This is a genomic window from Conservatibacter flavescens, from assembly GCF_002795425.1.
Classification (GTDB): Bacteria; Pseudomonadota; Gammaproteobacteria; order Enterobacterales; family Pasteurellaceae; genus Conservatibacter; species Conservatibacter flavescens.
Window position 1 is genome coordinate 1 of sequence record NZ_PHHA01000042.1, and the last position, 16,352, is coordinate 16,352.

15 protein-coding genes are annotated in these 16,352 nt (G+C 40.9%); 7 read left to right on the forward strand and 8 right to left on the reverse strand.

What is annotated here, in order from left to right; all coding sequences use genetic code 11:
- A partial coding sequence (locus tag CVP05_RS12705) for a hypothetical protein (RefSeq protein ID WP_165773165.1) occupies positions 1-426 on the forward strand: 426 nt, incomplete at its 5' end.
- 114 nt (positions 427-540) lie between these two features.
- Here the strand turns inward: CVP05_RS12705 and CVP05_RS12160 are convergent.
- Positions 541-1,581, reverse strand: coding sequence for an LLM class flavin-dependent oxidoreductase (locus tag CVP05_RS12160; RefSeq protein ID WP_100289828.1), 1,041 nt, complete (start codon positions 1,579-1,581; stop codon positions 541-543).
- 107 nt (positions 1,582-1,688) lie between these two features.
- Between CVP05_RS12160 and CVP05_RS12165 the strand changes: the two genes are divergently transcribed.
- From CVP05_RS12165 to mutM, 4 genes are all read left to right on the forward strand, one after another.
- Complete coding sequence (locus CVP05_RS12165; RefSeq protein WP_100289829.1) at positions 1,689-2,357, forward strand: NAD(P)H-dependent oxidoreductase; 669 nt, start codon at positions 1,689-1,691, stop codon at positions 2,355-2,357.
- A gap of 175 nt (positions 2,358-2,532) precedes the next feature.
- Complete coding sequence (rpmB, locus tag CVP05_RS12170) at positions 2,533-2,769, forward strand: 50S ribosomal protein L28 (protein WP_100289830.1); 237 nt, start codon at positions 2,533-2,535, stop codon at positions 2,767-2,769.
- 11 nt (positions 2,770-2,780) lie between these two features.
- The gene (gene rpmG, locus CVP05_RS12175; RefSeq protein ID WP_005613503.1) at positions 2,781-2,951 is read left to right on the forward strand and encodes a 50S ribosomal protein L33; all 171 of its coding nucleotides are present in this window, start codon (positions 2,781-2,783) and stop codon (positions 2,949-2,951) included.
- 196 nt (positions 2,952-3,147) lie between these two features.
- A complete protein-coding gene (gene mutM, locus CVP05_RS12180; protein ID WP_100289831.1) occupies positions 3,148-3,960 on the forward strand; it encodes a bifunctional DNA-formamidopyrimidine glycosylase/DNA-(apurinic or apyrimidinic site) lyase in 813 nt (270 codons plus the stop codon).
- Positions 3,961-3,965: 5 nt separating this feature from the next.
- Here the strand turns inward: mutM and dnaE are convergent, their stop codons facing one another.
- The 3 genes from dnaE to CVP05_RS12195 all read right to left on the reverse strand — a co-directional run bounded on the left by dnaE (position 3,966) and on the right by CVP05_RS12195 (position 10,039).
- Positions 3,966-7,442, reverse strand: coding sequence for a DNA polymerase III subunit alpha (gene dnaE / locus CVP05_RS12185; protein ID WP_100289832.1), 3,477 nt, complete (start codon positions 7,440-7,442; stop codon positions 3,966-3,968).
- Between the two features lie 102 nt (positions 7,443-7,544).
- Positions 7,545-8,807 carry a transcription termination factor Rho gene (rho, locus tag CVP05_RS12190; RefSeq protein WP_100289833.1) on the reverse strand — a complete coding sequence of 421 codons (1,263 nt, stop codon included), beginning with the start codon at positions 8,805-8,807 and terminating at the stop codon, positions 7,545-7,547.
- Between the two features lie 143 nt (positions 8,808-8,950).
- On the reverse strand, positions 8,951-10,039 hold the full coding sequence (locus tag CVP05_RS12195; RefSeq protein WP_100289834.1) for a 5-methyltetrahydropteroyltriglutamate--homocysteine S-methyltransferase: 1,089 nt from the start codon (positions 10,037-10,039) through the stop codon (positions 8,951-8,953).
- Positions 10,040-10,179: 140 nt separating this feature from the next.
- On the opposite strand from CVP05_RS12195, the gene gloA2 reads away from it, so the two are divergent.
- Positions 10,180-10,578, forward strand: coding sequence for an SMU1112c/YaeR family gloxylase I-like metalloprotein (gloA2, locus tag CVP05_RS12200; RefSeq protein WP_100289835.1), 399 nt, complete (start codon positions 10,180-10,182; stop codon positions 10,576-10,578).
- 36 nt (positions 10,579-10,614) lie between these two features.
- Here gloA2 and CVP05_RS12205 read toward each other — a convergent pair whose 3' ends face one another.
- The 3 genes from CVP05_RS12205 to pepE are packed head-to-tail and all read right to left on the reverse strand — an operon-like array spanning position 10,615 to position 13,906.
- Positions 10,615-11,883 (reverse strand): M20 family metallo-hydrolase, encoded by a 1,269-nt coding sequence (locus CVP05_RS12205; protein WP_100289836.1) that lies wholly within the window; start codon positions 11,881-11,883, stop codon positions 10,615-10,617.
- An 11-nt stretch (positions 11,884-11,894) separates the two neighbouring features.
- Positions 11,895-13,187 (reverse strand): C4-dicarboxylate transporter DcuC, encoded by a 1,293-nt coding sequence (dcuC, locus tag CVP05_RS12210; protein ID WP_100289837.1) that lies wholly within the window; start codon positions 13,185-13,187, stop codon positions 11,895-11,897.
- Positions 13,188-13,201: 14 nt separating this feature from the next.
- A complete protein-coding gene (pepE, locus tag CVP05_RS12215; protein WP_100289838.1) occupies positions 13,202-13,906 on the reverse strand; it encodes a dipeptidase PepE in 705 nt (234 codons plus the stop codon).
- A gap of 72 nt (positions 13,907-13,978) precedes the next feature.
- Here pepE and CVP05_RS12220 point away from each other — a divergent pair, with 72 nt between their 5' ends.
- Complete coding sequence (locus CVP05_RS12220) at positions 13,979-15,214, forward strand: Zn-dependent hydrolase (RefSeq protein WP_100289839.1); 1,236 nt, start codon at positions 13,979-13,981, stop codon at positions 15,212-15,214.
- A gap of 118 nt (positions 15,215-15,332) precedes the next feature.
- On the opposite strand, the gene CVP05_RS12225 is transcribed toward CVP05_RS12220, so the two are convergent.
- Positions 15,333-16,352: glycosyltransferase family 2 protein (locus CVP05_RS12225; protein ID WP_100289840.1), on the reverse strand; the 1,020-nt coding region annotated here is incomplete at its 5' end.

Here is a 16,352-nt window from a genome sequence, read left to right on the forward strand (position 1 = left end):
AGCGGTGGTATCAGAACGAGACATATATTTAGAGAGGCGACGGCTGAACAAAAAAAAATTTTGGGAATATATGGCAGCTATCTCAAAAAACGATTAAGACAAAAGCGGTGGGATTATGCCAGTATTAAAATCTTAGTAGATAGTTATGGACAAGCGACGGATTTTTTAGACAGTGATTTTGAGGAATTTGATTTAGTGTTTAAAGAAAAAATCGACCCGCAAAGTTTATCGGATTATGACCGACAAACATATACAAAGGGGCAATGTTATATGCTTTACCAGTTTGCTCGTTTTGTGGGTAAGGAAGAATACCACTTTTATTTTTGTGTGAATCAAGATAACTATGATGAAAATGCCAAATACCCTAATAAATGGGGCAGTTTGGTGATTGAATTATGGACAACCAATCGATTTTATAAGCCTTAAAATAGGAAAATACTCAAAAGCATTCTGGCCAAAGAAGATATTTCAGTTTGCCAATGACAGAGTAAAACTGGAAGTGGGGGGGCAAAATAGCTGACCCTTTTGTTTTGGCGGCTTTTATTCGAACTGATCAACAATCTCTTTCAATAGTTTATAGGAGTAATGTTGTTTGGTTTCATCATAAATATAGGACACCGCCATAATTTCATCAAAATTGACCGCACTTTTCAGTGCACTGAGTTGGCTCGTGACACTTGTTGGGCTACCGATTAAGGAACAGGCGGTCATTTGCTCTACCATTGCACGTTCTTGATGGTATATTGGGATTTGTTTGAAATCCACAGGCCCAAAGTGCGGTGTGTTTTCTGTTGAAATGAGGTTTTGCCAAATAACATCTTCATTTTCGGTTGGTGGCTGTAGGTTTTGTTGTGCGTGAGTCACGACATTGAGAAAAAATTGAGTTTGTGACGTTGCGAGTTTACGTGCTTCTTCATCACTGTCCGCGACGATAGCATTAACACCGATAATTACATAAGGCTTGTTTAAGACCGCTGACGGTTTGAAATAGCGGCGGTAAATTTCTACCGCTTCTATCAGCATGCGTGGTGCAAAATGGGAAGCAAAGGCATAAGGTAGACCAAGTTCAGCAGCAAGATAGGCGCTTTCAGTGCTAGAACCTAAAATATACAACGGAATATCGAGACCTGTAGCGGGATAAGCTTTAACGTTATTGGTTCCAGCAAAATAGCTACGCAGCTCGGCAATATCTTCAGGAAATTCTGGATGGTTACTATGGCGACGAATCGCATAGGCCGTTTTCATGTCCGTACCTGGCGCTCGGCCTAATCCTAATTCGACTCGATTCGGGTAAAGGGTTTCTAGTGTGCCGTATTGTTCTGCTACAATATAAGGGCTATGGTTTGGGAGCATAACGCCACCTGAGCCAACGCGTAAGCTATGGGTTGCGGCTAATGTGTGCTGAATTAAAAGTTGAGTTGATGAACTGGCAAGATTGCGCATATTGTGATGTTCTGCGATCCAGTAACGTTCAATGCCTAAATTTTCTGCTTTCTTAGCAAGTTTTACCATTGAGTCAATGGCTTGTTGATAGTTTTGTCCTTCTCGTACAGGGACGAGGTTTAAAATTGATAATTTCATACTGTTCCTAAGGGGTAAAATAGAAAGAATAATGTTAATATGTGGACAAAAAGTCAGATTACAAGCTGAATGAATAAGAGCAATACATTAAATATTTGGAGAAAAATATGTCAGCCATTACAAAAGAACAAGTATTAGAAGCATTTCGCTTTCGTGCCGCTACACGTGCTTATGACCCGACTAAAAAAATATCAGAGGAAGATTTTGCTTATATTTTAGAATGTGGGCGACTATCGCCAAGTTCTGTCGGGTCAGAACCTTGGAAGTTTGTGGTGATTCAAAATATGGCGCTGCGCAAGAAGTTAATTCCGGTTAGTTGGGGAATGGCAACTCACGCGGAAGATGCAAGTCATTTGATGGTGATTTTGGCTAAGAAAAATGCGCGTTATGATTCGGATTTTTTCCGTATAGCATTAGAAAAACGTGGTTTGAATTCAGAACAAATGGCAAAAGTGATAGACATTTATAAAAAATTTCAAACAGAAGATATAAAAATTTTAGAAAATGACCGCGCTTTATTTGATTGGGCGTGTAAACAAACATATATTGCGTTGGGGAATATGATGACAAGCGCTGCGTTAATCGGCATCGACTCTTGTCCTGTCGAAGGGTTTGATTACGACGCAGTGAATCAAATATTGGTGGAAAATAAGATATTTGACCCTACTGAATGGGGCGTGTCTGTCATGGTCACATTTGGATATCGTGCAAAAGAAATTCGCCCAAAATCTCGTAAAGAGATTGAAGAGGTCGTTCAATGGGTACGTGAGGAGTAAATCAAGGAAAAAGCGAATTTTTCCTTGAGCCTTTGCAATAAAATGGGTATAATTTGCGACCTTTAATAGGTGTTACGGGTCGGGTAATATGCCTGACGAGGTAGTTGAGAAGAGTTGAGCCTTCAACGCCCGAACCGTAAAGCTCGAGCTTAATTAAATTTATTGGAGAATTAACATGTCTAGAGTCTGTCAAGTAACAGGCAAGCGTCCAGCGGTAGGTAACAACCGTTCGCACGCATTAAACGCGACTCGTCGTCGTTTTTTACCAAACCTTCACACTCATCGTTTTTGGGTTGAGAGTGAGAAACGTTTCGTAACTTTACGCTTAACAGCGAAAGGTATGCGTATTATCGATAAAAAAGGCATCGATGCAGTTTTAGCTGATATTCGTGCTCGTGGCGAGAAAATCTAAGGAGCTAAAAAATGGCAGCAAAAGGCGCTCGTGAGAAAATCCGTTTAGTTTCTACTGCTGAAACTGGTCATTTCTACACAACTGATAAAAACAAACGTAATATGCCAGAAAAAATGGAAATCAAAAAGTTTGATCCAGTTGTGCGTAAACACGTAATTTACAAAGAAGCAAAAATCAAATAATTTGCTTTGTTAAATAATTAAAACCCGACATTGTTCGGGTTTTTTTATGGATAAATTTGGCTTTTGATGGATATAGACTTTATGTTTGAAAAGAATATGAGAAAATAGGTTTCTCATAAGGAACGATGTTATTTTATGATCTGTCTCACATTTTTAATGGAAATAGATGAGCGTAACAGATTAAGAAGGATATAGAATGCCTGAATTACCTGAAGTAGAAACTGCGAAAAACGGAATTGAGCCTTATTTAAAAGGGTTTATTATTGAACGGATTGTGGTGCGTCAGCCTAAATTGCGTTGGCAAGTGAGTGAGAAATTAAGTGAAATTTCTCAGCAAAAAGTGACCGCACTTTCTCGTCGTGCGAAATACCTCATTATTCATATTGAGCAGGGCTATATTATTGGGCATTTAGGCATGTCGGGTTCAGTGCGGATTGTGCCCCATGATAGTCCTGTGGATAAACATGATCATGTGGATATCGTTATGAATAATGGTAAATTACTGCGTTATAACGACCCTCGTCGTTTTGGTGCATGGTTATGGACAGATAATTTGGCGCAGTTTCCATTGTTTGCGAAATTGGGGCCTGAACCCTTATCTGATGAGTTTAATGGGGCATATTTATTTGAAAAATCTCGCAAAAAAACGACCGCTCTTAAGACATTCATTATGGATAATAACATTGCGGTGGGCGTAGGGAATATTTATGCCAATGAAAGCTTGTTTTTGTGTGGTTTGCATCCATTGAAAATCGCGAACACACTTACGTTAACCCAGTGTGAATTATTGGTTGATACTATCAAACAGGTGCTTTCGACTGCTATTGCGCAAGGCGGGACGACATTGAAAGACTTTTTACAGCCGGATGGGCGACCAGGCTATTTTGCGCAAGAATTATTGGTATATGGGCGTAAAGCTCAACCTTGTTTAAAATGTGGGTATCCGATTGAAAGCTTAGTGATTGGGCAGCGTAATAGCTTTTGCTGCCCCCATTGCCAGATACGTTAAACAGATTATTCAAATTCAAGTTCAACTGCATTTTCGCCCAACATGGTAGCGAGTTCTGTTAAGAGTTCATCGGTTGGCCGAATTGACCATTGAACCCCGAGTTTTAGGAGCGCTCGTCCTCGTGGGCTTTGATAATAAATATTGATAGGCAGTGTGCCACCACTATAAGGTTGGATAACCCCTTTAAATTGTTTAATGAATTGAGGGGTAATTTGTTCCGCAGATAGGCTAATAGCTAGACTTTTAGCATATTGGCTACGCGCCTCATCTAAAGTCATTAGTTCGCGTACCGACATTTTTAAGCCTTGTGAAAACTCATCAAAGCTGACTTGTCCTGTGACGATAACTACGCTATCTTTTTGCAGTTTGTCCCCAAAGCGTTCTAAAGCTTCTGAGAATAAGGTGATATCTAAACGACCTGAACGATCATCGAGTGTGGCTATGCCTAGACGATTGCCTTTTTTAGTCACCGCAAAGCGCGAGTTGACAATTAAACCGCTCGCAGTGCTGACTTGGCCACGATAATTTGGAGCTAAGTCTTTTAAACGAGTGGGGCTATAATGGGACAGCTCCTTTAAGAAACGGCTGATAGGGTGGCTGCTTAAATACAGGCCTAAGGTTTCTCGTTCACCATCTAAAATAACTTTTTCTGACCATTTCGGAGTATTTGCATAGGCAATCTCTACTTCTTCAGGGGATTCTGTGAGTACCCCGAACATATCGGTTTGCCCGATAGCTTCATCTTTCGCATGTTGATCTGAAGCTTTGAGTGCATCTTCAAGATTTTTAGATAAAGCCGCTCGATGAGGGCCAAGTTTATCAAACGCCCCAGATAAAATGAGACTTTCGAAAGTACGGCGGTTAATTTTTTTCAAATCCACTCGAGCACAAAGATCGAACAAATCTTTAAATATTCCCCCTTGGTTGCGCGCAGAAATCAACGCTTCTATAGGCCCTTCACCTACCCCTTTTATCGCCCCAATGCCGTATACTATTTCGCCATTATCATTCACACTAAAATGATGTTTTCCCGTATTAATATCGGGAGGGACAACCGTTAACCCCATGCGTAAACATTCATCATAAAAACCAACAATTTTGTCCGTATTATCCATTTCAGAAGTCATTACAGCAGCCATAAATTCAGCGGGATAATGGGTTTTTAACCATAAGGTCTGATAAGAAACAAGTGCATAGGCTGCAGAGTGAGATTTATTAAATCCATAGCCCGCAAATTTTTCAACAAGATCAAAAATTTTCATCGCTAAGGCGCCATCTACCCCATTTTTGATAGATCCTTCTTCAAACACAGAACGCTGTTTGGCCATTTCTTCCGGTTTCTTTTTCCCCATTGCACGTCTTAACAAGTCTGCGCCACCTAATGTATAGCCCGCTAATACTTGAGCAATTTGCATGACTTGTTCTTGGTATAAAATAATGCCATAAGTGGGTTCTAAAATAGGTTTTAAGCTTTCATGTTGATATTGGGCATCAGGATAAGATACCTCTTCGCGACCATGTTTACGATCGATAAAGTTATCTACCATGCCTGATTGTAATGGACCTGGGCGGAAAAGTGCCACTAATGCGATAATGTCTTCAAAACAGTCCGGCTGTAAACGTTTGATAAGATCTTTCATGCCGCGGGATTCTAACTGGAAGACTGCGGTGGTTTCTGAGCGTTTTAATAAGTCAAATGAGGCCTCATCATCAAGAGGGATCGTATTGATATCGACTAATGGCTTGCCGTCTTTACTTAGACGTGCATTAATCATATCTAATGCCCATTTTATGATCGTTAGCGTTCGTAGCCCTAAGAAGTCAAATTTGACTAATCCTGCGTATTCGACGTCATTTTTATCAAAATGGGTGACGGGATGAAGCCCTTCAGAATCGCAATAAAGTGGCGAAAAATCAGTAATTTTGGTTGGGGAAATTACCACGCCTCCAGCATGTTTTCCCGCATTACGCGTCACCCCCTCTAGTTTGCGAGCCATGTCAATTAAGGCTTTGACTTCTTCATCTGAGTCATAAGCGGTTTGTAGCTGTGGTTCAGCATCAAAGGCTTTTGCCAGTGTCATGCCGGGATCGGGTGGAATTAGCTTAGAAATACGATCTACAAAGCCATAAGGGTGTCCTAATACCCGTCCCACATCACGAATAACCGCTTTAGCGGCCATCGTACCAAATGTGATGATTTGTGATACAGCATCGCGCCCATACATATCTGCAACATGATCAATCACACGATCACGCCCATCCATACAAAAATCAACATCGAAATCTGGCATGGAAACCCGTTCAGGATTGAGAAAGCGCTCAAAAAGTAAGTCAAATTCTAGTGGGTCAAGATCGGTGATTTTTAACGCATAAGCCACAAGGGAACCCGCGCCTGATCCTCGCCCAGGCCCGACAGGAATATCATTATCTTTAGACCATTGAATAAACTCCATCACGATCAAGAAATAACCAGGGAATCCCATTTGGTTGATTACATCAAGTTCTATTTGTAAGCGATCGTCATATTCTTTACGTCGCGCTGCCCGTTCTTGTTCGTCAGGGTAGAGGACTAGTAAGCGTTCTTCTAAGCCCTCACGGGAACGTTTAACCAAATAATCTTCAGTGGTTAAGTCGCCCGTTGGAAATTGTGGTAAAAAATACTCACCTAACCGGATAGTGACATTACATCGTTGTGCGATGAGTAGGGTATTTTCAATAGCAGAAGGAATGTCAGCGAAGAGTTCACACATCTCTTGTTCTGAGCGGAAATATTGTTGTTCGCTATAGAGTTTTGGCCGTTTAGGATCGTCCAGTGTAAAACCATCGTGGATAGCGACACGAATTTCATGGGCTTCAAAGTCTTCTGCCTGTAAAAAACAGACCTCATTTGTGGCTACAACGGGTAATTGATGTGTTTGAGCTAATTGTAGAGCTGCGGCAATATAATTTTCTTCTTCGTTTCGCCCTGTACGGCTAAGTGCGAGATAGTAGTGATTCGGAAAAAATTTTTGATAAAAACTGACCGCACTTTCAACATCTGCCATATTGTTTTTTAATAATTTCTTTCCGACATCACCTTTACGCCCACCCGATAAGATAATGATCCCCTCACTATGTTCAATTAACCATTCTTGATTGATATAAGGTAGATCGCTATAACCGCGTTGATAAGCTTTGGATAGTAACAAGGTTATATTTTTGTAGCCTTCGTTATTTTTGGCAAGTAAGGTGAGCTCAAATAATTCTTCCCCAAGCAAATCGCTTTTAACATGGACATCCGCGCCGATAATTGGCTTAATACCGGAGGATAAGGCTTCTCCATAAAAACGTACTAATCCACAAAAATTGCTGAAATCAGTAAGGGCCATGGCAACCATATTGTTTTGCACACATGCTTTGACTAACGGTTTGATTTTTGTAATACCGTCAATCATTGAGAAATCACTGTGTACACGGAGATGGACAAAACGTGGTTGCGACATGAAAAATCCTTGTTTATTGAAAGAAAAGTGCGGTCTATTTTAGCGGAGTTTTAGGCAAGATAAAAGTAAATAGGGTGGAAGCTCCACCCTATTAAAACACGATTACGAACGTTTCATGATTTCAAAAAATTCATCATTGGTTTTTGCCATCATGAGCTTATCGATTAAGAACTCCATCGCTTCCACTTCACCCATAGGATTAAGAATTTTACGTAAGATCCACATTTTTTGTAGCTCATCTGGCGTGGTGAGTAAGTCTTCTTTACGTGTACCTGAAGGATTAAAGTCAATTGCTGGGAAGACGCGTTTTTCGGCAATTTTACGAGAAAGATGTAATTCCATATTCCCCGTGCCTTTGAATTCTTCAAAGATCACTTCGTCCATTTTAGAACCGGTATCAACAAGCGCAGTCGCGATAATTGTTAGGCTACCACCTTCTTCCACATTACGGGCGGCACCAAAGAAACGTTTTGGACGATGCAACGCATTTGCATCCACACCACCTGATAGGATTTTTCCAGAAGCAGGGGTGACGGTATTGTAAGCGCGCGCGAGACGTGTAATCGAGTCTAGTAGAATGACCACATCTTTTTTATGTTCCACTAAACGTTTGGCTTTTTCTATTACCATTTCTGCGACTTGAACATGGCGAGCAGCAGGCTCGTCAAATGTTGAAGCAATGACTTCCCCTTTTACGGAGCGTTGCATTTCCGTTACTTCTTCCGGACGCTCGTCAATCAATAATACCATCAATACACATTCAGGGTAGTTATGCGTAATACTCTGTGCGATATTTTGGATAAGCATTGTTTTCCCGGCTTTTGGAGGCGCGACAATTAAGCCACGTTGGCCTTTTCCGATAGGGGAAGCTAAATCTAAAATACGCGCAGTGAGATCTTCAGTCGAACCATTACCACGCTCCATGCGTAAGCGATCGTTAGCATGTAGAGGGGTTAAGTTTTCAAAGAGAATTTTGCTACGGGAGACTTCTGGGCGATCATCATTAACGCGATCAACTTTAAGTAGAGCAAAATAACGCTCACCTTCTTTTGGTGGACGGATTTTTCCTTCAATGGTATCGCCCGTGCGTAAGTTAAAGCGACGAATTTGGCTTGGAGAGACGTAAATATCATCTGGACCAGCTAAATACGAGCTATCACCGGAACGTAAGAAACCAAAGCCGTCAGGTAAAATTTCCAACACGCCTTGACCGAATATATCTTCGCCACTTTGAGCATGTTGTTTGAGAATTGCAAAAATAATGTCTTGTTTACGTAAGCGAGCTAAGTTTTCTAAGCCCATTTGTTCTTCGCCAAGTTTCACAAGTTCAGATACTGGCGTATTTTTTAGTTCTGTAAGATTCATAAGAGGGTTAATTAGATTTGATTAAGAATTATAGAGTTGATTATTAGCTAACCGTTTGATGGAGTAAAGTTACCATTAAATCGAAAGCATGTCTAGTATTATTTGCACTTCTTAAAAGGCGGTGAACCACCGCCTATATCGTATTAATCTTCGCCCCAAACCTCTTTGGCGATTTCTTCAACTAAAGCAACTTTTGCCCATTGTTGCGCTTCGGTCATAATATTGCCTTCTTCTGTTGAGGCAAAACCACATTGAGGGCTTAAGCAAAGTTGTTCTAGTGGCACATATTTAGAGGCTTCGGTAATACGCGCTTTAATGGACGCTTTATCTTCTAATTCAGGGAATTTGGAGCTAATTAATCCTAATACGACTCGTCCAGGATTGCCGGCAAAGTGTTTGAGTGGTTCAAAACCGCCTGAGCGTTCGTCATCATATTCAAGAAAATAGCCATCATAACGGGTTTGTCCAAAGAGCGCATCAGCAACGGGATCATAAGCTCCGCTTAATAAATAGGTAGAGCGGAAGTTACCACGACATACATGGGTTGTAATGATCATATCAGCTGGTTTTGCGGCAAGTACCACTTGGATATTCTCAAGAGCTTGCGCTTTGTCTGCTTCAAACTCAGGTTTTTCATGGTTGTTACAGAGTGATCCCCAATATACGTCATCGAATTGTAAATAACGGCAACCGGCTTCATAGAAAGCGTGCATAGCGTCAATATAGGCTTGCTGCACATCTTTTGCAAATTCTGCGCGGTTAGCATAAATTCCTGTATCCCATTGTACTGGATACATTAATTGATTTGGGCTTGGAATAGTGTATTTGACAATTGCGCGTCCAGCGACAATTTTGTTGAGTTTTTTAAAATGCTCAATAAAAGGGTGATTTGGATTCCATGATACTTTACCGCAACAGCGGGTATTATACGCTTTTGTTTCAACACCATTAAATTTATAACCATGTTCAGGTTGATAGCCTTCAATGCCGTTAAGTTGCTCTAAAAAATCAATATGCCAAAATGCGCGGCGAAATTCGCCATCAGTGATGACTTGAATGCCGGCATCTAATTGCGCTTGTACTAATTTTTCAATTTCTTGATCTTCAATGTTGGTGAGTTCAGTTTGAGACAACTCACCTGCGATAAATTTTGCACGCGCTTGTTTTAACGGTTCTGTGCGTAAATAGCTGCCAACAGTATCAGCGTGTAAAGGTAAGGTTTTGCTTGTCATGATAGCTCCAGTGTTATTTTGTTAAAGTTTAATCCTAAGAGAATAATGAACTCGGTTCAAGTAAAATATGTTAGGATCTGCTATATTTGTTCGTTGTGCGTTAAAGCGCACTGAGTATTGCGTATATTTTTGAGGTGATTATGATTTCTCCAATCTTAGGTTTTCATCATGTTGCGATTATCGCTTCGGATTATGAGCGTTCTAAGCAATTTTATACCAACATTTTAGGCGCAAAAATTTTAGCAGAAACTTACCGCACTTCTCGTGATAGCTATAAGTTGGATTTAAGTTTTGCTGATGGTAGTCGCATTGAATTATTCTCCTTTCCAAATCCGCCAATGAGAATGACACAACCGGAGGCCTGTGGTTTACGCCATTTAGCTTTGAAAGTCGCAGATATAAAAAGTGCGGTGGATTATTTGCAAAAAAATGGCGTAATATGTGAGCCTATTCGTTTTGACGAAGTTGAAGGAAAATATTTTGCTTTCTTCCGTGATCCTGATGATTTGCCGTTAGAACTCTACGAGATAGCAGAATAGAAAAAGTTGAGCGGAATCGCCGCCCAACTTAGTCAATTAAGCTAAGAGTTTTTGCACTAATGACGTATAAATCTGGACCCCGGTGACTAATTGGCTTTCATCAAAATCAAATTCAGCTTGGTGGTGTTCAGCCGTGCGATTCGCGCCAATGATAAAATAAATGCTTTTGCCTCCATTGTCTTGTACTCGTCGTCCTAAAATAGTGGCATCTTCACTGGCATTGAATGGATATTCTGCATTCCCAACCTGAATTTGAGGGAGTTGGTTGGCAATATCTTCCACAAGCGCGATCATTTCCGGATCATTAATCATGTCGACAGCTTCGCCCATGATTTCTGTTTCATATTCAACATCAAAACTTAGCGCGACCCCTTTGGCAATTTGCAATACCTGTTGGTACATATAATCATTAATAGCCTTGTTCTCACCACGCACTTCAAGCTGAATTTCCGCTGATGTTGGAATAACATTCCGTCCTTCACCCGCTCGCAGCACACCGACATTAATACGTGTCATGCCTTCTCCGTGACGAGAAATGCCATGTAATTGTGTAACCGCATGGGCTGCCGCTAACACCGCATGACGGCCTAAATGAGGCGCAGCGCCGGCATGAGCAGGTTTACCTTGGTAGCGAATATCGACTTTGGTTGTTGAAAGAAAGTTTTTAGGGTTAGAGATAATCGTCCCACTACTCGCACAGAAGCTTAAATGAGAACCGGCAAAATAATCCACATCATCTAAAATGCCACTGGCTGCAATAGCTGCCGCTCCGCGTACGCCCTCTTCCGCCGGTTGGAACACGAGCTTGATTTTTCCGCGTAATTTGTCTTTATTCTGCATAATCCACTGTGCGGTGCCCAAGCCAATGGTAATATGACCATCATGCCCGCAGGCATGCATAAAACCAGGATTAATTGAGGAAAATCCTTCTTGGTGTGGGCGATGGGTTGCAGCAACACTTTCCGTCACGTTCACGCAGTCGATATCAAAGCGAAATGCGATGGTTTTTCCTGGTTTACCCGAATCGAAAACCGCCACACAACCGGTATAACCGTTCATACGTTCTAGCCACTGACTATTTGCGCCATAGGCTTGTGCGTTCGCAAGTCCTTGTTCGACAATAGTCAAATTACGTCCACGCACAAAATCAGGGTTAATAATTTGCTGGCCAAGCAATATTTCAAACCCCATTTCCTCAAGATAGTCTGCGATTTTACTGGTTGTCCAAAATTCGCTCCAACCGGTTTCAGGAAAACGGTGAAATTCCCGTCTCCATTGAATAAGCTGTTGTAAGTTAATATTCATAATCGTTCCTTTTATAGCATAAAGAGGGCTAAAAATAAGGTGGCTAAAATCATGCCCGGCGCAGTCCGTTTCACCATTTCAACAGGGTTTACCCCAGCCAGGCCGGCACAGACAATCGTGACTCCCGCGATGGGTGACATGGTCCGCCCAATGGCGCCAGAAATGGCAGCGGCCATACCTAAATTCACATGAGTATAACCGAGCTCGACGGCATGTGGCGTAACTGCGGTATTAAATGCAATAGCCGCAGCATCGCCTGAGCCGGTAATGATCCCCATTAGGAATGGACCAATTGTTGCTCCCCAGCGAACAAATTCGTTAGAGTGTTTTAAAAACTCAATTGCGGCATCAATGGCGCCAGTGGATTTTAATCCGGCAACAAAAACACTGGCTGCAATGATAATACCTAATACGTTTGCGTATGCACTTCCCATACCGTTAAAAAATTCGTTACTAATTTTAATTGGGGATTTCCGCGTGACCAAAATGCCATAAATTGCACCAATTAACATTGCTTGTGGAACGCCCATTTTTGTCCATTCTAGGCCTGGAGTGGCTTGTAGTGACGTACCGCCAATCACTAAGATAATTAAAGGAATTAATGGCGCAAGAGCATAAAGGACGTTTACCTTGGTGAAGTGATTTTCTGTTGCTTGATTTTCTTTGGCATACGCTTCGCGATGTTCTTTTCCATAATCTTTCAGGAACAGGGCGACAAGGGTAAGCATTACCGCACCGATTGCACCCGCAATAATGTTATAAGGTGCGTGAGATAAATTGACTTGGGTAATGGTTAAACCAGACATTTCGCTAATCATGGCGGAATGGGAGGAGCCAGGGCTCATCATGGAACCAAATGTACCAGCTAAAATAGCCGCACCTGCCATAGCTGGGCGTACTCCAGCAGATTTTAATACCGGAATGAGTGTTGCGCCAACAGCGGCCGCACAACCTGCTGCAGAGGGAATTGCAATGTTGATGAAGAAGGTAATGATTGTTGCAATGGGGATAAGAAAAAATTTTAATCCACTTAACGGCTTGGTCAGTAAATGTACTAAGTGAGTATCGCACTCAGTGTATTTCATGACATAAGCAAAGCCCATACTTGAACAAATCGCCATAATGAGCCCACTGCTGGTCATACTTTTGGCAAAGGCATCTAATGCACTCATCGGATTTAGGGTGATAATCGCCATGATTAAGCCCATACCAATTAATACAGTTCGAGTTTCATATTTTTTTATCAGTAAATAAATAGTGACAATAATGCCCACGATAGCCACAATTATCTTAAGTTGCTCCATAGTAGTTTCCTTAGTTAATATTGGAATGTTGAATTGGGTGCAAATGTGTGCATTTGCATATTTTTGCTAAATTGTAAAATATCAGATTGCCCTAATACTGTGGCATTATTGCCTTGAATATGTAATGCGGTTCCTTCAGGCAAGGCATAAACAGTGGCTTCAGGATTTATAATTAAAAACTCCGCAAGGCGCTCTTCACGGCTTTCCCCATTATGTCCAGCCATTTTACCCGAAATAAAATGTGGATTAATTTGATGAGGAAATAAGTTAAGGGCAGCAAACGAAGGCGGGTAAGTAATTGGCATGTCATTAGTGGTCATAATGGATGCCCCTGCGATATTTGCCCCTGCACTCCAACCGAAATAAGGCATTCCTGCCAATACTTTTTCACGAATGATGTCGAGTAATTGGTTTTCGTATAATAATTTTAGTAAACAATAAGTATTGCCACCACCAACAGCAATTGCATCGGCTTGTTCAATAATATCACTATGCTTTTTACTGCGATGCACTGAAATAATTTCGATATTGTTTAAGCCGCCTAATGCATTTTGTACTAATTGTTCGTAGGCATCAAAGGTGCGAGAAACGCCGGCATAGGGGATAAACGCCACTTTTATGTGAGCATTGCCCAAAAAATGTTTGAGCCAATCTTGAGTATGTTCTAAATAGGGAGTATTTTGATATTTAGAGCCGCTCATTAATAGCATATTTTTCATAGTAGCCTCGTTTTTAGCTGAGAAAATTGACACAAATGAGCATAACATTTTTAAGTTATTGAGGGGAAACTTATGTCAGTTAATATGATCAGAATCAAAACAATTATTGAACATTTGGCGACAATTTCATCAACGCCAGGAGAGTTAACACGCTTAGCTTTTAGCCGTGAAGATATTCTTGCAAGAGAGTATTTGTTAGATTTTGTTCGCCAACATGATCTTTCTATTCGTATTGATGAGATTGGTAATGTCATCATTCGTCGTAAAGGGGAAGAAGATAATCTACCGGCGGTTGCATTTGGTTCACATATTGATACGGTAGTCAATGCTGGAAAATTTGATGGGCCGTTGGGATCTGTTGCCGGCCTAGAGATTTTATTGCAATTATGTGAACAAAATATAAAAACGCGTTATCCTTTAGAACTCATTTGGTTTACTTGTGAGGAATCGAGCCGTTTTAATTACGCGACCTTAGGCAGTAAAGTGATGTGTGGTGTCACGGATAAGCAAAAATTAGCAGAATTACGGGACAAGCAAGGAAATGGGCTAAAAGAAGCATTAGCAGATATAGGTCTAAATTTTGATTTGGTTGAACAAGCTAAACGGGATAAGTCAGCTTTTAAATGTTTCTTTGAATTACATATTGAGCAAGGCCCACGTTTAGAAAATGAACATAAGACCATAGGTATCGTGACAGGGATTGCGGCACCCATTCGTTGTATTGTGAAGATAAAAGGGCAGGCCGATCATTCCGGCGCAACGGCCATGAATTACCGTCATGATGCCTTATTGGGGGGCGCGGAATTAGCCTTAACCCTAGAACAATTAGCCATTCAGGCTGGGCATTCAACTGTGGCGACGGTAGGAAATTTAATGGTTAAGCCAGGTGTTATGAATGTTGTACCGGGAGAAGCTCAGTTGTTAGTGGATATACGCGGCATTCATGAAGTGGCACGAGAATCGGTGTTTACAGGGTTACAACAAGCCATAGAGGAGGTTGGGCAAAAGCGTGGTCTAGATATTGAGCTACAACTTATCTCAAAAGACCCTCCTGTGTTACTGCCAGATAATCATATTCAGCAATTGATAAAAGTTTGTCAACATCTAGGCTATTCTTATGAAATTATGCCGAGTGGCGCAGGGCATGATGCTATGCACATGGCGAGTTTATGTCCAACCGCGATGATCTTTATTCCATCAAAATTGGGTATTAGCCATAATCCGCTAGAATTTAGTGCTTGGCAAGATATTGAAGCTGGGATTAACGTTTTACAAAACGCGGTATTAGAACAAGCGGAAGTTCTATAGCAAGTCTATTAATATTGCGGTTTGAGCGTGTTATCAAATAAAAATTTATAAAAAAAGACCGCACTTTGGAAAGGAAGTGCGGTGCTTATTTGCTAAGTTTTGAGTCACGGAGTTATCATCACGAGGGTGAGCCTAAAACCAGTCGGAAGGCCTCACGAATTTGTTCAATACAAGTAAAATATCCATTACGAAATGCCAGGCTAGCCGCCTCATAAAGTTGTATCGTTGTGAGCATATCAACGGTAATAGCATGATTAACTTGTTGTTTGGTTTCTTCACTATACTTTAAATAAAGTCGCTCAAATGTATCCATAAGAATATCAGCACCCATCATCATCACCGCAAAGCGAGAGGCGTGATTGAAATCATTTTGTAATGCATATTGCTGTACGGCGTTGAATGCGTTAAGTTGAGCGAAAAAAGCTTGTGGATTATTTGGGGTATTAACAGTGCTACCTTCGCGATTACGGTAAACATAGAATATTTCGCTTGTTTCCAACATCAAAAACTCTTGGCAAGTCAGTGCTTGTATCATAAAGAGAGAGTCTTCTGCATGGGTTAAATTTTCATTAAACTTAAGATTATTTTGGTGTAAATAATCAGCCCTGAAAAGGTATGCCCATAGCGTCGGGACGAATACTTGTTGACATAGGTAATAGAGATAATTACTGGAAGGGAGCCATTCCATATGATGTGGACGTTTGATTTGCTTTAGGTATATTTCAGAGGCCACTTTTTGCACTTCCGGTAGTTTTGGTATGGAAAATTTTTGTGTTTCTTCTCGGAATATCGAACCTTTGAGTATAGATATATTGTGTTGGTCCATGTACGTAATATAGTTTTGAAAGTTGATTTTTCCGAAAAAATAGTCATCAGAATCGACAAAATAAATATATCTACCACCAGCTTGTGATAAGCCTAAATTGCGTGCAGCTGACACACCTCGGTTTTTTTGTGTGATAACTTTGATAAACGGGAACCTTTCAGCGTAATCTGCTAAAATGATGTCACTGTTGTCTGTGGAACCATCGTTAATGACGATAATTTCTTTGTGGATGTCTTGTTGAATAATGCTATCTAAACACTGTGCGAGATATTCGGCTGTATTGTAGACTGGAACAATAAAGGTTATATCATA